Source organism: Bacillus sp. DC4300-2b2, assembly GCF_049895685.1.
Taxonomy (GTDB): domain Bacteria; phylum Bacillota; class Bacilli; order Bacillales; family Bacillaceae; genus Bacillus; species Bacillus safensis.
Window position 1 is genome coordinate 83,512 of the sequence record NZ_JAFCSW010000005.1, and the last position, 17,272, is coordinate 100,783.

The window sequence follows — 17,272 nt, forward strand, 5'->3', positions numbered from 1 at the left end:
CTGTCCTTTTTTCACCTCAATCTTGGGATAAATAAATCCAATTGCGTTTATCAAATTGTTTCACATCATCTGATCCTATATGACGCAGCATTCTATTGAAGAACGTGATGTCATCTTCATCATCGATGGCATATAAATCCTCTTGAACATAATCTCTCGTAATAAAATTCGTTAAATTCGTATTATTTACAAATTCAGCAAAATACGATTGGACAAGAGTTAAATCCTCTTCACTTAACTTTTCATCATTAATAATTGAAATATGAAACACATTCAAAATCGCTTGTATATCTTCTTCATCCATATAACATAATGGATCTAGTTTTCTATCTTCTTCCGTAAACGGTTTTCGAGTATCTTCAATGATGACGTAACATAATATTCGATGATCTTTCATCACGCTAAAAATTTCTAAATCCCGTAATTTTAGTGGTCGATTCAGTCTAATCATTTTTCCTCCTATAAATCAAAATTTTGTCGTTGTGTATATCCCCGTTTCTCCAAAACCTGAAAAGGACAGAGCCTATGCTCTGTCCATTTTTTCTCTTCTAGCAAAGTCGACGAATCTGAAGCGGTCTAATCGGTGACGGCTTTCTGTGTATTGAAATAGACTCGTATCCTCTAAGAACACATAATTCTTTACCACGACGACATGGTCAAATCCCTTCAAATCAAGGTACTTCGCATCCTCTTCTGTACATGGCTCTACCACAAATTCCTTTTGAGCATAGCTGATTGATACACCGAGTTCTCCTTCAATATACTCGTAGATTGATCCTTCGCATATGTCTTTAGACAATACTTCGACATGCTTTTGCAAAAAGTAGTCCTTGTCTAAAATCACTTCTTCCCCGCTAATATTACGAGAGCGAATGACTTTCCAGACGTCCGTCTGTTCGTCAATTTTTAGCTGAGACTGAATATACTGATCCGGTTTGATTAAACCAAATTCATGAACCGTTGTGACTGTCTTTCGGCCAAGCGTTTTGGAAAGCTCTTTAAAGCTGACAAGACCTGATACAGGGAACTGCATTTTCTCCCGATTCAGCAATACAGAGCCTTTCCCGCGGATTTTTTGGATATAGCCATTTTGCACAAGAATATTTAATGCCTTTCTCACCGTCTCCCGGGACGTGTCGTACATAATCGAAAGCTCATGCTCTGATGGGAGGATGCCTTTATCCTGCCATTCACCTTGTTCAATTCGTCTTGCTAGCTGATCATAAATCACTCGAAACTTATTCTCTTTCATTTTCCCTCCGCCCCATTTTCTAGCGTTTGGTTAAATGATAAACGATTGACTCATATGGGCGCAACGTAAATCCCTTGATATGTGCCGGCACATCCTCATAATTGGATAACAGCACTTGACACTCCATCTCATCAGCAGCCTGCACAAGATCATCAGGAAGCGTAAAGTCCGCCTCCCCTGCATAAAAGTGGTTGATCACGAGGAGCTTCTCATCCTTGCTTTCTCTAACATAAGCAAAAATCTTTGGATCTTCAGCTAGGAGTAAGGAGAAGCTGCCATATGTGATCACGTCAAGTTCTTTACGCAGTCTGCAAAGGGCTTGGTAATGATAGAAAATGGACGTCTGGTCTTTTAATGAAGCCTCGACCGAAATGTCGTTATTGGCTGGCTCAATCCAAGGCGTTCCTGTTGAGAAACCTGCATTCTTCTCTGAGGTCCACTGCATTGGTGTCCTCGCATTATCTCTTGACTTGACCTGTAAAATGGCGAGTGCTTCTTCCTTTGATTTCCCCTTTTCAAGCATGACTTCGTACATATTGAGTGATTCGATATCACGGTATGACGAAATGTCCTCAAAGCGAGGATTCTTCATGCCAATTTCCTCACCTTGATAAATATAAGGAGTCCCCTGCATGAGATGAATCGTGGTCGCCAGCATCTTCGCTGATTGCTGATGATACGTGTCATCATCACCATACCTTGAGACAATACGCGGCTGATCATGATTGCACCAGAACAGCGCATTCCAGCCGCCGCCCTCATGCATTTTCGTCTGCCATTCAGACAGAATCGACTTCAATTCTTGAAAATCAAATGGTGCGATCGCCCACTTTTCACCGTTTGGATAATCCACCTTTAAATGATGGAAGTTAAACGTCATATCCAGCTCCTGCCGATCAGGTCTTGTATACCGAATGCAGTCCGCGATATTCGTTGAAGACATTTCTCCCACTGTCATGCTATCGTATTTCGAAAAAACCTCCTGGTTCATTTCATGCAAAAATTCATGAATTCTCGGACCATCCGTATAGTACATGCGGCCGTCCCCTTGCACAGATTGGCCGGCATCATCTAAGAAACGCTGATCCTTTGAGATATTGTTAATGACATCCAGCCTGAACCCATCAATTCCTTTTTCAAACCAAAAGTGCATGATGTCATATACTTTCCTGCGCACCTCATCCTTCTCCCAATTGAGATCCGCCTGAGTGACATCATATAAATGAAGATAATAATCTCCTGTTACTTCGTCCAGTTCCCAGGCTGGACCGCCAAATTTCGACTGCCAATCATTCGGCGGAGATCCATCCGCTTTTGGCTCCTTCCAAATATAATAATCTCGATAAGGGTTATCCTTTGACTCACGCGAGGCTTGAAACCACTCATGGAAAATGGATGTATGGTTAACGGCTAGATCCATAATGACTCGTATTCCTCTCTCATACGCTTCCTTCAGCATGCGTTCAAAATCTGTCATTGTGCCGTACATGTCATGGATTTTTGTATAATCACTAATATCATAGCCGTTGTCATGCTGCGGGGACTCATACATTGGCGTGAGCCAAATACAATCCGCCCCAAGCTCTTTGATATAATCAAGCTTTTTCGTCACGCCATTGATATCACCTGTCCCAGAGCCGGTTGTATCTAAAAAGCTTTTCGGATAAATTTGATAGACCACCGCTTTTTTCCACCACGGTTCATTTGTTTGTTGATTCATTTTCCTTCACCACCACTAGTTAAGTTCGTCTGAAAAATCCTTCTTCTTTTTTAGTTTTGCATATAAAAGAGTGCCGATGAATGGGAGGATGAGTACAATGACCATTCCGATTGCAAATGCACCCCAATATTTCGGGAAAATGGAGAAGATTCCTGGAATGCCGCCAACACCAACTGAGCTTGCCAGCACCCCTTGAGATGCGATAAACATACCGGCTAATCCTGAGCTGATTAGTGCAAAAATAAATGGGAATCGATAACGCAGATTGACCCCAAACATGGCCGGTTCAGTAATTCCTAAATAAGCAGAAATACTTGATGTCAGCGAAAGTCCTTTTTGCTTTTCATCTTTTAAGACAAACATCATTGCCAGTGCAGCTGATCCTTGTGCGATATTGGACAGCGCAAGCATTGGCCAGAGGAACGTGCCGTGCAGCTTTGAGTTAATCAATTGAATATCAACAGCAAGGAACGTATGGTGCATTCCTGTAATGACTAATGCTGCATATAGTCCGCCATATAATAGACCGCCAAGTGCTGCGAATTGCTGGAATACCGCTACAAGTCCAGATGTTAAAACGTTACCGATTGCAAATGTAACAGGTCCAATGACGATAAATGATAAAAATCCAATGACTAATAACGTAATCGGTGCAACAACTAACAGCTGAATACTTTCAGGTGTCCGTTTTGTGATAAATAATTCGAGCTTTGCAAGTAAATAGGAGGCAACGAGTATCGGAAGAACCTGTCCTTGATAGCCTACCTTCTGCACTTCAAGGCCAAACAAGTTCCAAACAGGAATGTCACCTGTCTTCTCAGCCGCTCCATAGCCCCATGCGTTTAACAAGTCTGGATGTACGAGCATCAGACCGAGGACCATCCCTAAAAGCGGATTCCCCCCAAACCGCTTCACAGCTGACCAGCCAATTAATGCTGGCAGGAACGTGAAGGCAGTGCCAGCAATTAAGTTGATCATATTCGCTAAATCAGCCCATGCCGGGTAAACATCCACAATCGATTTTTGATCGAAGAAAATATCAGGAGCTGTTAAAATATTATTAATCCCCATTAATAAACCGGCTGTGACGATAGCAGGAAGAATCGGTATAAAGATATCCGCAAGCGTTTTCACAGCACGCTGCAATGGATTCAATTTTTGATCAGAGGCACGCTTGACGTCCTCTTTTGTGGCTTCCCCAATTCCCGTCCTTTTGACCATTTCGGCATATACTCGATTGACGACCCCTTGACCGATAACAACTTGGTATTGACCGTTCGCTGAGAAAGATCCCTTCACTTCATCAATTTGTTCAAGTGCTTTTTCATCCACCTTGCCTTCATCTTTCAGCACAAAGCGCAGCCTTGTTACACAATGTGTCGCTTGATCAATATTTTCTTTGCCGCCGATGGCTTTCACAATCTGATCTGCTGCTGCCTGATAATCAGCCATACTATCCCCTCCGAGATCGTTTTTTTATATAAGAAAAAAGAACCAAAAAACTTGTATATACATGTTCACTTCATATTTTATATTTGTATATACATGTAGTCAACTATAAAATGTAGCGCTTACATAAAAAAAGCCCCCTCAATGTGTTCAGGGAGAGGCAGCGTGTCATCATCTTTTTTTATGCTCTGTTAATTTCTCGTAGACCTTGTTTTTGTAAAAGGAGGAGGCTGGGCGGGCAAAAGTTTGACGCTTAGATGTAAGTTCATCCAGACGTTTTTGTTTTTCTTCACATATGAGAGACAGTTTCTTTCTTTCCTCTCCATCTATACTCGATTGAAGTAATTCTTTGACAGTCATAAGTTCTTTTTTCAGCGCTGTTTCTTCTCCAGCAAATCCGGCATTTTTCATGATGCGGTAGCCCATTCTAAGTTCTTCTGGTACATGAGCAGCGTCATCTTTTGGCAGAGGCTTCCCAAAGCCAGATAATCCTTCAAAAGCCCCATTATCCATCGCTTTTTTGATCCGTTCTTCTGATAATCTCTGCGCAAAATCCATGGCGTATCTCCTTTCGCCGCAAGTATGGATTAAGCATAGCAAAAAAGCTGACTCTCTCACAAGAACCAGCTTCAGCGTCTAGACAAACCCTCGCATTCGGTGCTCGTCCCTTTTTCGCTGAAAAGAGAAAAAGGGCTAAAATATTTTAGCCCTTTCTCGTTATTTCTTGTCGATTTTGAAAGTTGAGACCATTTGTGCTAAGTCCTCTGACATGTCAGAGAGCTGTTCAATTGCACTTGAAATTTGCTGCATACCAGCACTTTGCTGTTCTGTTGCTGCGGCCACTTCTTGTGAGCTGGCTGCATGTTCTTCCGATACAACAGAAATTTGCTCAATCGATGTAGAAATCGTTTGATATGCTCGCTCAACTTGCTTAATAGAAGCAAGCAAATTGTTCGTTCTTCTTGAAAACTGAGATACACCGTCGTAAATCACAGCGAAGTTCTGTGACGTGCCTTCCATTTGCTCACGTCCCTCTTCCACTGCTTTACTACTTTCCTCTACGCTTTCAAGAACACGCTGGCTGTTTTCCTGTGTACCGATAACGAGGTCTGAAACAGTTTTAGCTGCATCTGCTGATTGCTCTGCTAATTTACGTACCTCATCTGCCACAACAGCAAACCCTTTTCCTTCTTCCCCAACACGTGCCGCTTCAATGGAAGCATTCAGTGCAAGAAGATTCGTTTGTGCTGAAATGTCCGTAATAATCGAGATCACACTTTCAATCTCCGTTGAATGGGATTGTAATTCTTCTGCTGCCTGCTTTGAGTTGGTCATCTTGTCATGTAACAAATTCAGATGCTCAAGCACATGGTTCACAAGTTTTTGACCAGATTCTGACTGCTCCTGTACGTCAGATGAAACAGATTTCATTTCATCGACTTCTTTTGTGACGCCTTCGATTTGAGTATCGATCTCTGCAACAGATGTCGTACAATCCGTAATATTTGCGACAGAATCATTGATTCCTTCACTCATATTCGTCATGGCTTCTGACACTTGCTGCGCACTTTGACTTGATTCGTTCGTCACCGTGCGAAGCTGTGAAGACATTTTTGATACTTCACTAGATGAGTGCGAGATTTTCGAAATGAGCTCTTTGATCCGTCCCTGCATCTTTTGGAAGGATGCGGCAAGCTGGCCGATCTCGTCTTTACTCTCAACTTCTACCATTCCAGTTAAATCACCGTCAGCAATTCGGTTCGCTGATTCCATCAATGAACGTGCTGGTTTCGCAATTCTTCTTCCCATGATAAAGGAGAAGAGCAATCCACCGATGAGCACAATAGCAGATGCAACCGTAATGTAGATTGTCAGCTTCTTCGTTGTGGCTGGAACAATTGACGCATCTAAATCTATCCCTAAAATCCCTGTCAGCTCACCGCCTGAATCTTTGATTGGCAAAAAGACTGATTTATGTGTTCCATATGAATCATGGTAAATATCACTTTTGACCATTTTATCTTCAGAAAGAGCTTGCTTCATCTCATCTGAAAATGCATAATCCTGGTCAAAATCATTGTCTTCTCCAGTTAATACGATAATTCTTTCTTTACCACCTTTATTAGATAACACGTATAAGTTCTCAAGCGTATGATCTTTTTGAAGCTCTGTGAATTTCTTCTTGATATCGACATAAATGGGATCATCCTTCCCGCTAATGCTGAGCACGTTTCCATCGATGTTATCGATTTCTTTTTTGGCGGTATCAATATCTGTTGTTAATCGATAATCAAATTGCTTTAATAACTGGGATGATAAATCCTGGCTGACTAGATAAAATGTTAGAACGAATAATGCAACGGTTGCGAGTAATGTTACGGTAACGACTGACATGATTTTAGAGGATATCGTGTATCCTCCAAATTTCCTTTGTTTCGCCATTTTTTCCTACATCTCCACTCTCAGATTTAATTTAAGCATGTACATTTTCAAATTGTCCACAAACAGATACAATCACATCTTTTAAATAGGATACGATATGAGGGATATGCTCTGGTAACGTATAAGGTGAGATGACAAAAAACTTACTAACACTTAGATAGAAATCTTGACCTTCTTTTGAGTTTACAAGTAAAAACTTCGTTGTATCGCCAAAGAACATCTCGTCTCTTTTCTCTCCAAGTTTTTCAAACAGCATTTTGTTCAATTCATTGTTCCGCTCAATTTCCATTGAAGTCGCCACGCCAGAAATCTCTTCTTGAAAACGCGGTGAGCCGCCTAGGTAAATTCTAAATAATGTAGCCATTCCAACATTGTCATCATTGACGACTTCTGCTTGCGGAATTTCCCTACTAAGTGCTTCTCTGAAGGCAAGGTTTACTTCTAAGAATTGACCGAGCAAACGCTGGTAGCCTTCAATCCCAAACGTTAACAGCACACTCAGCATGCTGATTGAGCTTCCCATTCTTGAGCACTCTAGTGTATAACCCGTATGGTATTCCCCGTATCCTCTATGGCCAACATATGGAGTCTCTTGTTCTTCCAGATCCAAACGCTTTAGGTCAGCAGCGTTTTTCACTAAGAATAAACTGGATGTGTAAGGTGTTTGGCCGAGCTTTTGAAAATCAAAGCACATCGAGTCTGCAAGAGAAAGATGCTGGAATTTCGCTTTGATTTCTTTTAGCATACGAAGAACACCGTCTGAGAATTGCAGCGGGTTTTCTGATACATCATACTCATTAAAGAAAGCAAAGAATCCACCCAGCGCCGAATCTGCATGAATATGCGGCACCTTCAGATCATACTTTTCAGCAATCGCTTCTGCTGTTTCACGTACCCCTTTTACATCATCAATTGCAATGGCATCTGTTGTTCCGGTTGTTGCCACAATATAAACGGGAATCCCGCCACCCTGTGCAACACGTTCCATTTGACAACGCAAATCTTCCATATCCATTGAATGATCTTTATTTGTCTTAATTCTGATTAAGTTGTTTGTGCCAAGTCCTGTTGCTTCCATTGACTTAAATAAGCTGTAATGTGCAGCATCAGAACAAAACGCATAAAGATTTTGCGGAACTCCTTTTCGCAGTGACTCCGGCGCTGCTTTTGCGATCGCTAAACGAAGTCCTGAAAAAATCGCTCCTTGACCTCCCCATGTTGTGTATCCCCCGCTCACATTTGGATCATATCCGATGAGCTTAGACATCATTGAGACCACTCTGACCTCAGCTTCCGCACCTGCTGGTCCATAAACATCCCATAGGTTGTTTCCGTTTACCAGCATAGCTGTCAGCATGCCTAAAATTCCTGGTGTACTTGCCATTGGCAAAATGTTCGTGAAGAAATACTTGGTGTGGTATGGATGGTTATGTAGAAGCTTCAGTAATTCTTCATTCACAAGTTCCGCTTGCTGGCCGTTCATCGGAATTTGACTTGTTTCAGTGAGCTTTTTGTAAAAGTCCTCCCCACGATTCTTATCACCTTTAAGGTGTGCACGGTTGGGATCCTTCAGGTCATCGACCCCTGAAATGATCTGCTCCATCAATTTGACGAGTTCTTTACGCTCTCCTGCATTTCCGTCCTCACTCGGAAACCAGTTCTGAACGAGGTTCTCTGCTCGTACAGTCATATACTATCAATCCTTTCAATGGAAGATTTCCTGTCACTGTCTATATCGACCCCAATTCAGAAGTTTATAGTCTCGATATGTTCACTTAAGTATATTTAGATAATTTGTTCACTTATTAAAATAAATGAAACCCTTAAAAAACACATCAAAACCATTATGTTCGCGAAATACAAAAATATATCGATATATCTTACAAGAGGAATTTTTATCCATCATATTATTCCATTCCATTGCTCATTTTTTTTGCTTAACCTGCATAAACATTAATAAACAATGGAAATACTCTCTAAATAACCATTGTAGAGATTAAATTAATCCTTTAGGCTTACGCCTTTTTACCTGTTTTATTGATATAACAACTGGAAAATTACTGAATTTTCTGTCAATAATAGGTCGATTTTCTTAAAAAGTTTTTCGACGGGCGAATATTTTCATTTTCTCACCTTTTATTGCTCGGACAGGCTTGAAAAGGCTCTTCTCCGGTTATGACTTTTCTATTTGTGCATTTCATGGTATATTCTAATGGTTCGTTTTCTTTCGTTCCGCCTCTTCCGTGTATCGGAGAAAAGGAGTGTTTATATGAAAACATTTATTCAAAAAAGAGGTCTCGGCTTCTTTCTGATTGCAGCCATCTTACTTTGGCTCAAAACGTATTCAGCGTATTTAATCGAATTTAAACTCGGTATATCAAATGTGCTTCAGCATATTTTGCTTTTCGTGAATCCTATTAGCTCCAGCTTGTTCTTTCTTGGCTTTGCTTTATTGTTCAAGAAAAAATGGCAGCCTGCCGCTATCATTGTGATTCACTTTTTCATGTCTTTTTTACTATACGCAAACATCGTGTACTATCGATTCTTCAATGACTTTATCACGCTGCCTACAGTGATGCAGGCAGGAACGAATGGCGGACAATTAGGTGATAGTGCATTTTCACTCATGCGTTGGACTGATGTGTTTTACTTTATTGATACAATCATTTTGATCGTACTTGCAGTCCGCATGAAAAGGCAGCAGCAAACAAGTACAGCCACGACTGTACCTGTTCAAAAGCCAAAATCGTTTAGACTCGTCCTTGTGTCCTCTGTTGTGATCTTTGTTTTGAACTTAGTTGCTGCAGAGATCGATCGTCCAGAGCTTTTATCAAGATCGTTCGACCGCAATTATTTAGTTAAATATTTAGGTGCTTATAACTTTACTGTGTTTGATGCCATTCAAAATGTGAAATCAAACAGCCAGCGTGCTCTCGCAAATTCAAATGACGTGACAGATGTAGAGAATTATTTAAAAGCGAACAGCGCTGATCCTAACCCGGCTTATTACGGGAAAGCGAAAGGCATGAACGTCATTACAATTTCTCTTGAATCTCTGCAAAACTTTGTCATTGATTATAAAGTGAATGGAAAAGAAGTAACGCCGTTCCTTAACTCATTGGCACACGACAACAAAACGTTTTACTTTGATAACTTCTTCCATCAAACAGGACAGGGAAAAACGTCTGATGCTGAATTTATGATGGATACTGGATTATTCCCATTATCACAGGGCTCTGTTTTTATTAACAAAGCGCAAAACACGTATCAAGCACTTCCTGGTATTTTGAAGAAGGATCAATATACGTCAGCCGAATTCCATGGCAATACGAAAACCTTCTGGAACCGTAATGAAATGTTTAAATCCTTTGGGTATGACAGATTTTACGATTCTGAATACTACGATATGAACGAGCAGGATACGAAGAACTACGGACTGAAAGACAAACCGTTCTTCAAAGAATCGATGCCAATGCTTAAAAACCTGAAGCAGCCGTTTTATTCGAAATTCATTACCTTATCGAACCATTTCCCATTTGGAATGGACGAAGGTGACACTGATTTCGAACCTGGTGACTTCGGTGACTCTGTCGTCGATAACTACTTCCAATCGGCTCATTATTTAGATGAAGCGATTGAACAGTTCTTCAACGATTTGAAAAAGTCAGGTCTCTATGACAACACAGTCGTCATTATGTACGGAGATCATTACGGCATTTCTGAAAACCATAATGAAGCGATGGAAAAAGTGACTGGACAAAAAATTGGAGATTATGAAAATGCACAGCTCATGCGTGTGCCGCTCTTTATCCATGTACCTGGCGTAAAAGGCGGTCAGATTCATAAATACTCTGGTGAAGTCGACGTCGCACCAACCCTTCTGCACCTGCTTGGCGATGATACGAAGAACTATTTAATGTCTGGTTCTGATATCTTATCGAAGAACTTTAAAGAGCTTGTGCCATTTAGAAACGGTGACTTCGTGTCTAAGGACTACACGAAAGTAGGCAATAACTATTACAGCAACAAAACAGGCGAGAAAATCGAGCCAACTGACAAGGCATCACAAGAAAATGAAACGGTGAAAAAGATGCTGGAGACATCTGATAAGATTGTCACCGAAGATTTACTCCGTTTCTACAAGCCTAAAGGCTTTACACCGATTGACCGCAGCGATTATGACTATACAAAAAAAGTACAGGATGAAAAGGATTCCTCTTCCGCCAAAGATGAATCCAGCTCTTCCTCAAAATAACTTTTTAAGAACCAGCCGATCCTTGATCAGCTGGTTCTTTTCACGTTTGATCATGATTGCACCGGGTATAGGAGAAGAAGGAGGGATTTATCATGAAGAAAACAGCAGCTTTTGTCGTGACTGCCTCGCTTGCTTCGTCCGCTTTATTCGGTTTCAGCCCTGCGGTCTCAGCACACGCCATGACCAAACCGGCAGCAGAGCAATCCGTTCATCAAGGTCCAAAAGCCACGCTTAACAGCATTTATGAGCTGGCACATAAAGGGCAGATGCCTTACTATGCAAAAGGGCTCAAAATAGGCGTTCAAACCAAAAAAGACGTTCATCATAAGCTCGGAAATCCATATCCAGAAACAGGTCAAAGCAGCTTTGATCTCTATCACGCTGAAATGGGGAATCCTGGATTTGCTTTTCACTATGATGCAAAAGGCAAGATTGATGAAATCCGTTATTTCGGAACGAATGTAGAAAAAGAAACGAATATTGGCGGAATGACCCCTGCACTACTAAAGAAACAGCTCGGATCAGCGGATTCAGTGAGCACCATCCCGCAAACAAAAGAGAAAAAATATGTGTATCGAACCGGTGATTATGAGCTCGAATTTATCGTTGGACATGATCCTGATATTAGCCAGCATGAACTCACCGTGCTGCATATCAACTTGATAAAAGCCAATTCTTAAATAAAAAAGCATCCTGAGCACATGCTCTGGATGCTTTTCTTTATTATGATGCCACTTCTAATTGCGGCTTTCTTTTCAGTTTTCGTTTGAGGACTGGACCTGCTACATAATCAAGACCAACTTTTCCGGCATTTCCTTTCGCTGCCATGATGAAGACCGCGATCAGAAGAAGAAGCGGATTCACAGAGACGGTTCCAGCTAATAAGAAAGAGACATTCATCACGCTTCCAAAAAAGGCTGCCGTTGTTGTAAACAATCCAACGATTAATCCTAGGCCTACTAAGATTTCTCCCCACATAACCATGGCACTGAATAGCCCGGCATTTGGCAAAGCGACATTTTCTAAAAACCATACATAGAATGGATACACAAGATGACCATCTTTGACGACAGGTTCAGATATCGCAAATTGCAAATAGCCTGATGCATCAAATCCACCTGTTAGTTTTCCAATACCAGATGTCAGCCAAGTCCATCCGATATAAAGTCTTGCTGCCAAAAGGATAACGGCTGCCCATACATTCGTTTGTAAGAATTTTGTAAACATGATGATGCCTCCTTTTAAATTATGTGAAATATTTCACATTTTCTTTATGATCTTATTATACTATGCTATATCTTATTTGTGATCTTTTTCACATATATATTCACAAATTGTTCATGAATATCTATTTGAGGTAAACTTTTCCCTTACGAAAACCGTCTAAGTCATTTCAAACAGTAAAAAGGGGTTTAATTTTGGATGAAAACACTATTTCATTTTGCTTATTTACAGGCCATCTCATGTCTATTTCCCGTCATGATCTTTGCGGCGCTTGCCCTATCAAAGACGGTGTCTATTCCTTTTCTTCACCGGTATGATTTCATTCTAATGCTTTGCCTCGCAGCTCAGATCCTGATGCTCACGCTGCGGCTGGAGACTTGGACGGAGCTAAAGGTCATTTGTCTATTTCATCTCATAGGAATCTGTTTGGAAGTGTATAAAGTACATATGGGCTCTTGGTCCTACCCAGAAGAAGCTTATACAAAAATATTCGGGGTTCCACTTTATAGCGGCTTTATGTATGCAAGTGTGGCTAGTTATATTTATCAGGCATTTTCACGACTTCATGTAAAAGTGACCGACTGGCCTCATCCATTTCTTTCAATAGGAATCAGTTTGTGCATTTATCTCAATTTTTTTACGCATCACTGGCTCTATGATGTCAGATGGTGGCTGACATGTCTGCTTGTTGTTGTGTTTCGGAAAACGTCGGTTTCGTTTCAGGTTGGCCCGTCTTCCTTTCGAATGCCGCTTGTTGTTTCATTTCTTCTGATTGGCTTTTTCATTTGGATTGCCGAAAATGTCACCACCTTTTTAGGCGCATGGCAATATCCAAATCAGCAGCATGCTTGGTCCATTGTTCATCTAGGGAAAATTAGTTCATGGTTCTTACTCGTTGTGATCAGTATTGTGCTAGTGATCGAACAGCGCAAACAAAAAAACGTTCAGCCCGTTTGAGCTGGCTGAACGCTTTTTTTAATCTCGATCGACTTCCTTGCGGAGATCATCTGCGACAAATTCTACATTCGTTCCAATGATTATTTGTACGGATGTTTTTCCAGAAGTCAGCACCCCTTTGGCACCTGCTTTTTTCAATTTACCTTCATTTAATAAATTTGTATCCTCTACTGTTAAGCGAAGACGTGTGGCACAATGATCAATGGTGGTGATGTTGGCTTTGCCGCCTAGTCCCTCTACAAGCATACTTGCTCCTCCTGTTGTCACCGCATCATCCGCTGCGATATCCTCCATGTCATCATCTTCCCTGCCTGGTGTTTTCAGCTTTAATAGTTTAATGAGGAAATAGAAAACGACAAAGTACACGACGCCATAAATGATTCCTACTACAAGAAGCAAGATCGGTTTTTGCGCAATACCGAAACTTAAGACGTAATCAATCGCACCTGCTGAAAAGGCAAAGCCGCTATGAATCCCAAGAGTGTTCACAATAAAAAGCGAAAGCCCTGTTAAAATAGCATGGACACCATATAAAAGTGGAGATAAAAACATGAAAGAAAATTCAATTGGTTCAGTGATCCCTGTAATAAATGATGTAAGCGCCATTCCAATCATCAGACCAGCTGTTGCTTTTCGCTTCTCAGGTTTTGCAGTCACAACCATGGCTAGACATGCCGCTGGCAGACCAAACATCATCACTGGGAAGAATCCTGTCATAAAGACACCCGCGCTTGGATCTCCTTTAAAGAATCGCGCTAAATCCCCTGTTGCCCCGCTGAATTCCCCGAATTGAAACCAAAATAAGTTATTCAAAACATGGTGAAGTCCTAATGGAATGAGCAATCGGTTAAAGAAACCAAACAGCCCTGCCCCTGTTGCACCAAGACTTAAAATCCATTCCCCTAAATCATTGATCACACTTTGAATCGGCGGCCATACATATCCGAAAACGGCTGCTAATAGAATGGTGAAAAGTGCGGTCATAATAGGCACAAGCCGCCTTCCGCTAAAGAAACCTAAGTATTCCGGCAGCTTCGTATCCTTAAATTTATTGTAAACATAACCTGCCAAAAGCCCGCACAAAATACCGCCCAATACCCCCATATTGTTGGTTGAGTTGATCGACGTGGTACCGGCTGACAAAATAAAATAAGAGATTGCACCTGATAATGCCGCTGCCCCGTTCCCATCCTTTGAAATACCAATCGCTACACCCATTGCAAAAATTAAAGCCAAGTTCGCAAAAATTGCATTCCCTGCCGCATGAATAAACGGGATATTGAATACATCCTCCCGGCCAATGGCCAAAATAATCCCTGCTGCTGGAAGCACAGCGATTGGAAGCATAAATGATTTTCCTAGCTTTTGAAAAAACTGAAACACCATCTGATTTCCCCCCTTTGTCATCATCATGACCAAATCATTCATGATGTTCATAAAAAATATATCATATGCACGTCTAGTTATCTATACCAATTTGTCCACATTCATTTGAATTCCGCTCTTTACTCTTTTAGCGTAAAATGTGGTAAGCTATTGAATAGAATGAAGATATAGAAAGCGGGAATGAACAGTGATTGTCAAACATGATCATGAGTTAGAAGCCTTAAAAAAAGTCGGCCGAATTGTTGCTTTGGCAAGAGAAGAAATGAAAAGCCAAGCGAAACCAGGCATGTCTACAAAAGAATTAGATTTGATTGGGAAAAAAATATTAGAAGAGCACGGGGCCAATTCTGCACCTGAAAAGGAATACGACTTCCCGGGTACCACTTGTATCAGCGTGAACGATGAAGTGGCACACGGTATCCCTAGTGAAAAAACCATTTTACAAGAGGGTGACCTCGTAAACATTGATATCTCAGCAGAGCTTGACGGCTATTATTCCGATACAGGCATTTCATTTGTTTTAGGTACAGGTGATGCTCGTCTTGAAGCATTATGTAAGTGTGCGGAGGATGCGTTCCTAGAAGGATTAAAGCATGCAAAAGCCGGTAAAAGACAAAACCAAATTGGCCGTGCAGTCTACAATACAGCGAAAGAACAAGGATTTACCGTTATTAAAAACCTGACAGGACACGGCATTGGGAAGAATCTGCATGAAGCACCTAACCATATCTTGAACTACTATGATCCATTCGATAATGCTTTGTTTAAAAATGGCACAGTCATTGCCTTTGAACCTTTCATTTCAACAAATGCTGAATCGATTTATCAGGCTGATGATGGCTGGACATTTAAAACACCAGATAAAAGTCTAGTCGCACAGATTGAACATACGATTGTGATCACTAAAGACGAACCGATTATTTTAACAAAGCTGTAAGCCAGCTATCCCCTCCTTCATTGGAGGGGATTTTTTCATGCCCGTTTCACGAATCTGTCACGACTAAACAAAAATGCCTGTGGTAAAATAGGCAAAGATATGCGAAAGGGGTCTTATTTGATATGTGGTTCATCATCATAGGTGTTATCTTTTTCATCGAAAGTATTATCTTAACGGTTGTAGGGATTAAGAAAAAACAATCCATGATGACCTATCTTGGTGTTGTCATCATGATTATGACGGTCGGCATGATCCTCGTTACCCTCAACCCGCCAAATTCATAAATCAATATTTCCAGCATATACATGGATCATAGGCAGATAGAATCAGTTTTCATTTCATGACACCTGCACGCTTTTCACGTCCTTTTTTGAGATGTTACAATGCAGGCAGTTTCAATTGAAAGGAGTTTTCTATCATGCATTATGGTAGCAAAGGCTGGTATGTCGAAGAATTAAAGAAGCTTGGTGTGACTAAGCATGAAGGAAGAAAGCTTCAAAGCTTAAAAACATATTTCCTTGCAAATCTTCTTGAGCAAAAGAAACGCAGCTCATAAGCGCTGAAAAGCCGTACATCTTAAGCTGATGTACGGCTTTTTTTAAATGTGCTGAATTCGTTTTTCTAAAGACTTCCTTACCACATCTGCTAAAGCTTCTACTTCAAGAACGGCTTTTAGTCTCTCTGGACTTGTTTGACGATATTTGACTTCATTGACCTCATGAACCGTAATTTGATGGGACGCTTTTTCTACGAGTTCAAGCGATGCATCAGGCGGCACCATGCCTTCTTTCAGTACACGTAAATAAAAGCCTGTATACCCTGTTTTCTGCACTTCCTTTACAATTTTCATGTTGCCATGCTTAACAGATAATTTCACACAAGGCTGTCTTGGCTGGCTCACCTCAACAAATGCATCTCCAAGTTGAAACACATCGCCAATATGCACATTCGTCTCGACTAGCTTGCGTACTGTTACATTCTCGCCAAAGGCAGCTTCCTGTAAAGGAACCCCTAAAAATTGCTCAAAGTAAGCATAATGATCATACGGAAAGACGCAGACAGCTTTATCATATCCCCCATGATGAACCAAATCACCTTGGCCATCTCCCTCAAAATTGATCTGACTTAAATACACAGACTCATGAATGCGCTTTTTGTTGATGGCTGTTTTGATTTCTTTTCCGTTCGCATAGGTGATGATAGGTTGTCCCACCTGGATTCCTTCTATGTCATATCTCTTCTGTCCCACGATGGCCATCTCCTTTGGTTGTCTACTGGCTTTTATTTTACATCGTTTGACAAACAAATCATAGTCGAGGCGTGAAGAGCAGATGCAGGCTATGGTACGATGTGAAAAAAGGAGAGATGACCATGGTTCATTATCACGCCATTGTAAAAGGACGTGTGCAAGGAGTCGGTTTTCGTTATTTTGTTCAGGGAGAAGCCGTCAATCGTGGAATGAAAGGCTGGGTACGCAACACAGATGAAGGTCATGTCGAGTTAAAGGTAGAGGGTGAGCAGCAGAAAGTGATTGATTTCTTAGAAACTGTTCGGAAAGGAAGTCCTTTTTCAAAAGTCACCGACATGCACATGGAGCCGCTCACGGAGCTTGCTCATTATCAAGATTTTCGAATACGGTCATAAAAAAAG

General features: G+C 41.1%; 17 protein-coding genes. 7 read left to right on the top strand and 10 right to left on the bottom strand.

Annotated features, from left to right (window positions below; all coding sequences use genetic code 11):
- Positions 1-16: 16 nt before the first annotated feature.
- The 7 genes from ACP69X_RS15995 to ACP69X_RS16025 form a co-directional block, all read right to left on the bottom strand.
- Positions 17-451 carry a hypothetical protein gene (locus tag ACP69X_RS15995; protein WP_041087241.1) on the bottom strand — a complete coding sequence of 145 codons (435 nt, stop codon included), beginning with the start codon at positions 449-451 and terminating at the stop codon, positions 17-19.
- 72 nt (positions 452-523) lie between these two features.
- Positions 524-1,252 (bottom strand): trehalose operon repressor, encoded by a 729-nt coding sequence (treR, locus tag ACP69X_RS16000; RefSeq protein ID WP_041087239.1) that lies wholly within the window; start codon positions 1,250-1,252, stop codon positions 524-526.
- 19 nt (positions 1,253-1,271) lie between these two features.
- Positions 1,272-2,972, bottom strand: coding sequence for an alpha,alpha-phosphotrehalase (gene treC, locus ACP69X_RS16005; protein ID WP_426052853.1), 1,701 nt, complete (start codon positions 2,970-2,972; stop codon positions 1,272-1,274).
- Positions 2,973-2,987: 15 nt separating this feature from the next.
- Positions 2,988-4,424 (bottom strand): PTS system trehalose-specific EIIBC component, encoded by a 1,437-nt coding sequence (gene treP, locus ACP69X_RS16010; protein ID WP_426052854.1) that lies wholly within the window; start codon positions 4,422-4,424, stop codon positions 2,988-2,990.
- A 168-nt stretch (positions 4,425-4,592) separates the two neighbouring features.
- Positions 4,593-4,979, bottom strand: a complete 387-nt coding sequence (locus ACP69X_RS16015; RefSeq protein ID WP_024425857.1) for a DUF1992 domain-containing protein — start codon at positions 4,977-4,979, stop codon at positions 4,593-4,595.
- Between the two features lie 159 nt (positions 4,980-5,138).
- Entirely contained in the window at positions 5,139-6,863 is a 1,725-nt protein-coding gene (locus tag ACP69X_RS16020) for a methyl-accepting chemotaxis protein (protein ID WP_041087233.1), read from the bottom strand.
- Between the two features lie 31 nt (positions 6,864-6,894).
- Positions 6,895-8,553, bottom strand: coding sequence for a pyridoxal phosphate-dependent decarboxylase family protein (locus ACP69X_RS16025; RefSeq protein WP_338527711.1), 1,659 nt, complete (start codon positions 8,551-8,553; stop codon positions 6,895-6,897).
- A 579-nt stretch (positions 8,554-9,132) separates the two neighbouring features.
- Here ACP69X_RS16025 and ACP69X_RS16030 point away from each other — a divergent pair.
- Positions 9,133-11,118 (top strand): LTA synthase family protein, encoded by a 1,986-nt coding sequence (locus ACP69X_RS16030; RefSeq protein WP_041087229.1) that lies wholly within the window; start codon positions 9,133-9,135, stop codon positions 11,116-11,118.
- 92 nt (positions 11,119-11,210) lie between these two features.
- Complete coding sequence (locus ACP69X_RS16035) at positions 11,211-11,798, top strand: YjgB family protein (RefSeq protein ID WP_041087228.1); 588 nt, start codon at positions 11,211-11,213, stop codon at positions 11,796-11,798.
- 43 nt (positions 11,799-11,841) lie between these two features.
- On the opposite strand, the gene ACP69X_RS16040 is transcribed toward ACP69X_RS16035, so the two are convergent.
- The gene (locus ACP69X_RS16040) at positions 11,842-12,345 is read right to left on the bottom strand and encodes a DoxX family protein (RefSeq protein ID WP_041087226.1); all 504 of its coding nucleotides are present in this window, start codon (positions 12,343-12,345) and stop codon (positions 11,842-11,844) included.
- Between the two features lie 195 nt (positions 12,346-12,540).
- On the opposite strand from ACP69X_RS16040, the gene ACP69X_RS16045 reads away from it, so the two are divergent.
- Entirely contained in the window at positions 12,541-13,299 is a 759-nt protein-coding gene (locus ACP69X_RS16045; protein WP_041087224.1) for a DUF817 domain-containing protein, read from the top strand.
- 18 nt (positions 13,300-13,317) lie between these two features.
- Here ACP69X_RS16045 and nagE read toward each other — a convergent pair whose 3' ends face one another.
- The gene (gene nagE, locus ACP69X_RS16050) at positions 13,318-14,685 is read right to left on the bottom strand and encodes an N-acetylglucosamine-specific PTS transporter subunit IIBC (protein WP_426052855.1); all 1,368 of its coding nucleotides are present in this window, start codon (positions 14,683-14,685) and stop codon (positions 13,318-13,320) included.
- A 187-nt stretch (positions 14,686-14,872) separates the two neighbouring features.
- Between nagE and map the strand changes: the two genes are divergently transcribed.
- The 3 genes from map to ACP69X_RS16065 all read left to right on the top strand — a co-directional run bounded on the left by map (position 14,873) and on the right by ACP69X_RS16065 (position 16,178).
- Positions 14,873-15,622 (top strand): type I methionyl aminopeptidase, encoded by a 750-nt coding sequence (map, locus tag ACP69X_RS16055; protein ID WP_024424611.1) that lies wholly within the window; start codon positions 14,873-14,875, stop codon positions 15,620-15,622.
- A gap of 122 nt (positions 15,623-15,744) precedes the next feature.
- Positions 15,745-15,906, top strand: a complete 162-nt coding sequence (locus ACP69X_RS16060) for a hypothetical protein (protein ID WP_087978305.1) — start codon at positions 15,745-15,747, stop codon at positions 15,904-15,906.
- A 134-nt stretch (positions 15,907-16,040) separates the two neighbouring features.
- On the top strand, positions 16,041-16,178 hold the full coding sequence (locus ACP69X_RS16065) for a YflJ family protein (protein ID WP_064497716.1): 138 nt from the start codon (positions 16,041-16,043) through the stop codon (positions 16,176-16,178).
- Positions 16,179-16,220: 42 nt separating this feature from the next.
- Here the strand turns inward: ACP69X_RS16065 and ACP69X_RS16070 are convergent, their stop codons facing one another.
- Positions 16,221-16,871: an MOSC domain-containing protein gene (locus tag ACP69X_RS16070; RefSeq protein ID WP_075611024.1), complete on the bottom strand. Its 651-nt coding sequence runs from the start codon at positions 16,869-16,871 to the stop codon at positions 16,221-16,223.
- A gap of 122 nt (positions 16,872-16,993) precedes the next feature.
- Between ACP69X_RS16070 and ACP69X_RS16075 the strand changes: the two genes are divergently transcribed.
- Entirely contained in the window at positions 16,994-17,266 is a 273-nt protein-coding gene (locus ACP69X_RS16075; protein WP_041087217.1) for an acylphosphatase, read from the top strand.
- Positions 17,267-17,272: the final 6 nt, after the last annotated feature.

Bases quoted from the DNA above. Each gene is read 5' to 3' on its own strand.
- nagE (WP_426052855.1), bottom strand. From the start codon at position 14,685: ATGGTGTTTCAGTTTTTTCAAAAGCTAGGAAAATCATTTATGCTTCCA.
- ACP69X_RS16020 (WP_041087233.1), bottom strand. From the start codon at position 6,863: ATGGCGAAACAAAGGAAATTTGGAGGATACACGATATCCTCTAAAATC.
- ACP69X_RS16075 (WP_041087217.1), top strand. From the start codon at position 16,994: ATGGTTCATTATCACGCCATTGTAAAAGGACGTGTGCAAGGAGTCGGT.
- ACP69X_RS16040 (WP_041087226.1), bottom strand. From the start codon at position 12,345: ATGTTTACAAAATTCTTACAAACGAATGTATGGGCAGCCGTTATCCTT.
- ACP69X_RS16045 (WP_041087224.1), top strand. From the start codon at position 12,541: ATGAAAACACTATTTCATTTTGCTTATTTACAGGCCATCTCATGTCTA.
- ACP69X_RS16025 (WP_338527711.1), bottom strand. From the start codon at position 8,553: ATGACTGTACGAGCAGAGAACCTCGTTCAGAACTGGTTTCCGAGTGAG.
- treP (WP_426052854.1), bottom strand. From the start codon at position 4,424: ATGGCTGATTATCAGGCAGCAGCAGATCAGATTGTGAAAGCCATCGGC.
- ACP69X_RS16015 (WP_024425857.1), bottom strand. From the start codon at position 4,979: ATGGATTTTGCGCAGAGATTATCAGAAGAACGGATCAAAAAAGCGATG.
- ACP69X_RS16060 (WP_087978305.1), top strand. From the start codon at position 15,745: ATGTGGTTCATCATCATAGGTGTTATCTTTTTCATCGAAAGTATTATC.
- ACP69X_RS16065 (WP_064497716.1), top strand. From the start codon at position 16,041: ATGCATTATGGTAGCAAAGGCTGGTATGTCGAAGAATTAAAGAAGCTT.
- treR (WP_041087239.1), bottom strand. From the start codon at position 1,252: ATGAAAGAGAATAAGTTTCGAGTGATTTATGATCAGCTAGCAAGACGA.
- ACP69X_RS16035 (WP_041087228.1), top strand. From the start codon at position 11,211: ATGAAGAAAACAGCAGCTTTTGTCGTGACTGCCTCGCTTGCTTCGTCC.
- ACP69X_RS15995 (WP_041087241.1), bottom strand. From the start codon at position 451: ATGATTAGACTGAATCGACCACTAAAATTACGGGATTTAGAAATTTTT.
- treC (WP_426052853.1), bottom strand. From the start codon at position 2,972: ATGAATCAACAAACAAATGAACCGTGGTGGAAAAAAGCGGTGGTCTAT.
- ACP69X_RS16030 (WP_041087229.1), top strand. From the start codon at position 9,133: ATGAAAACATTTATTCAAAAAAGAGGTCTCGGCTTCTTTCTGATTGCA.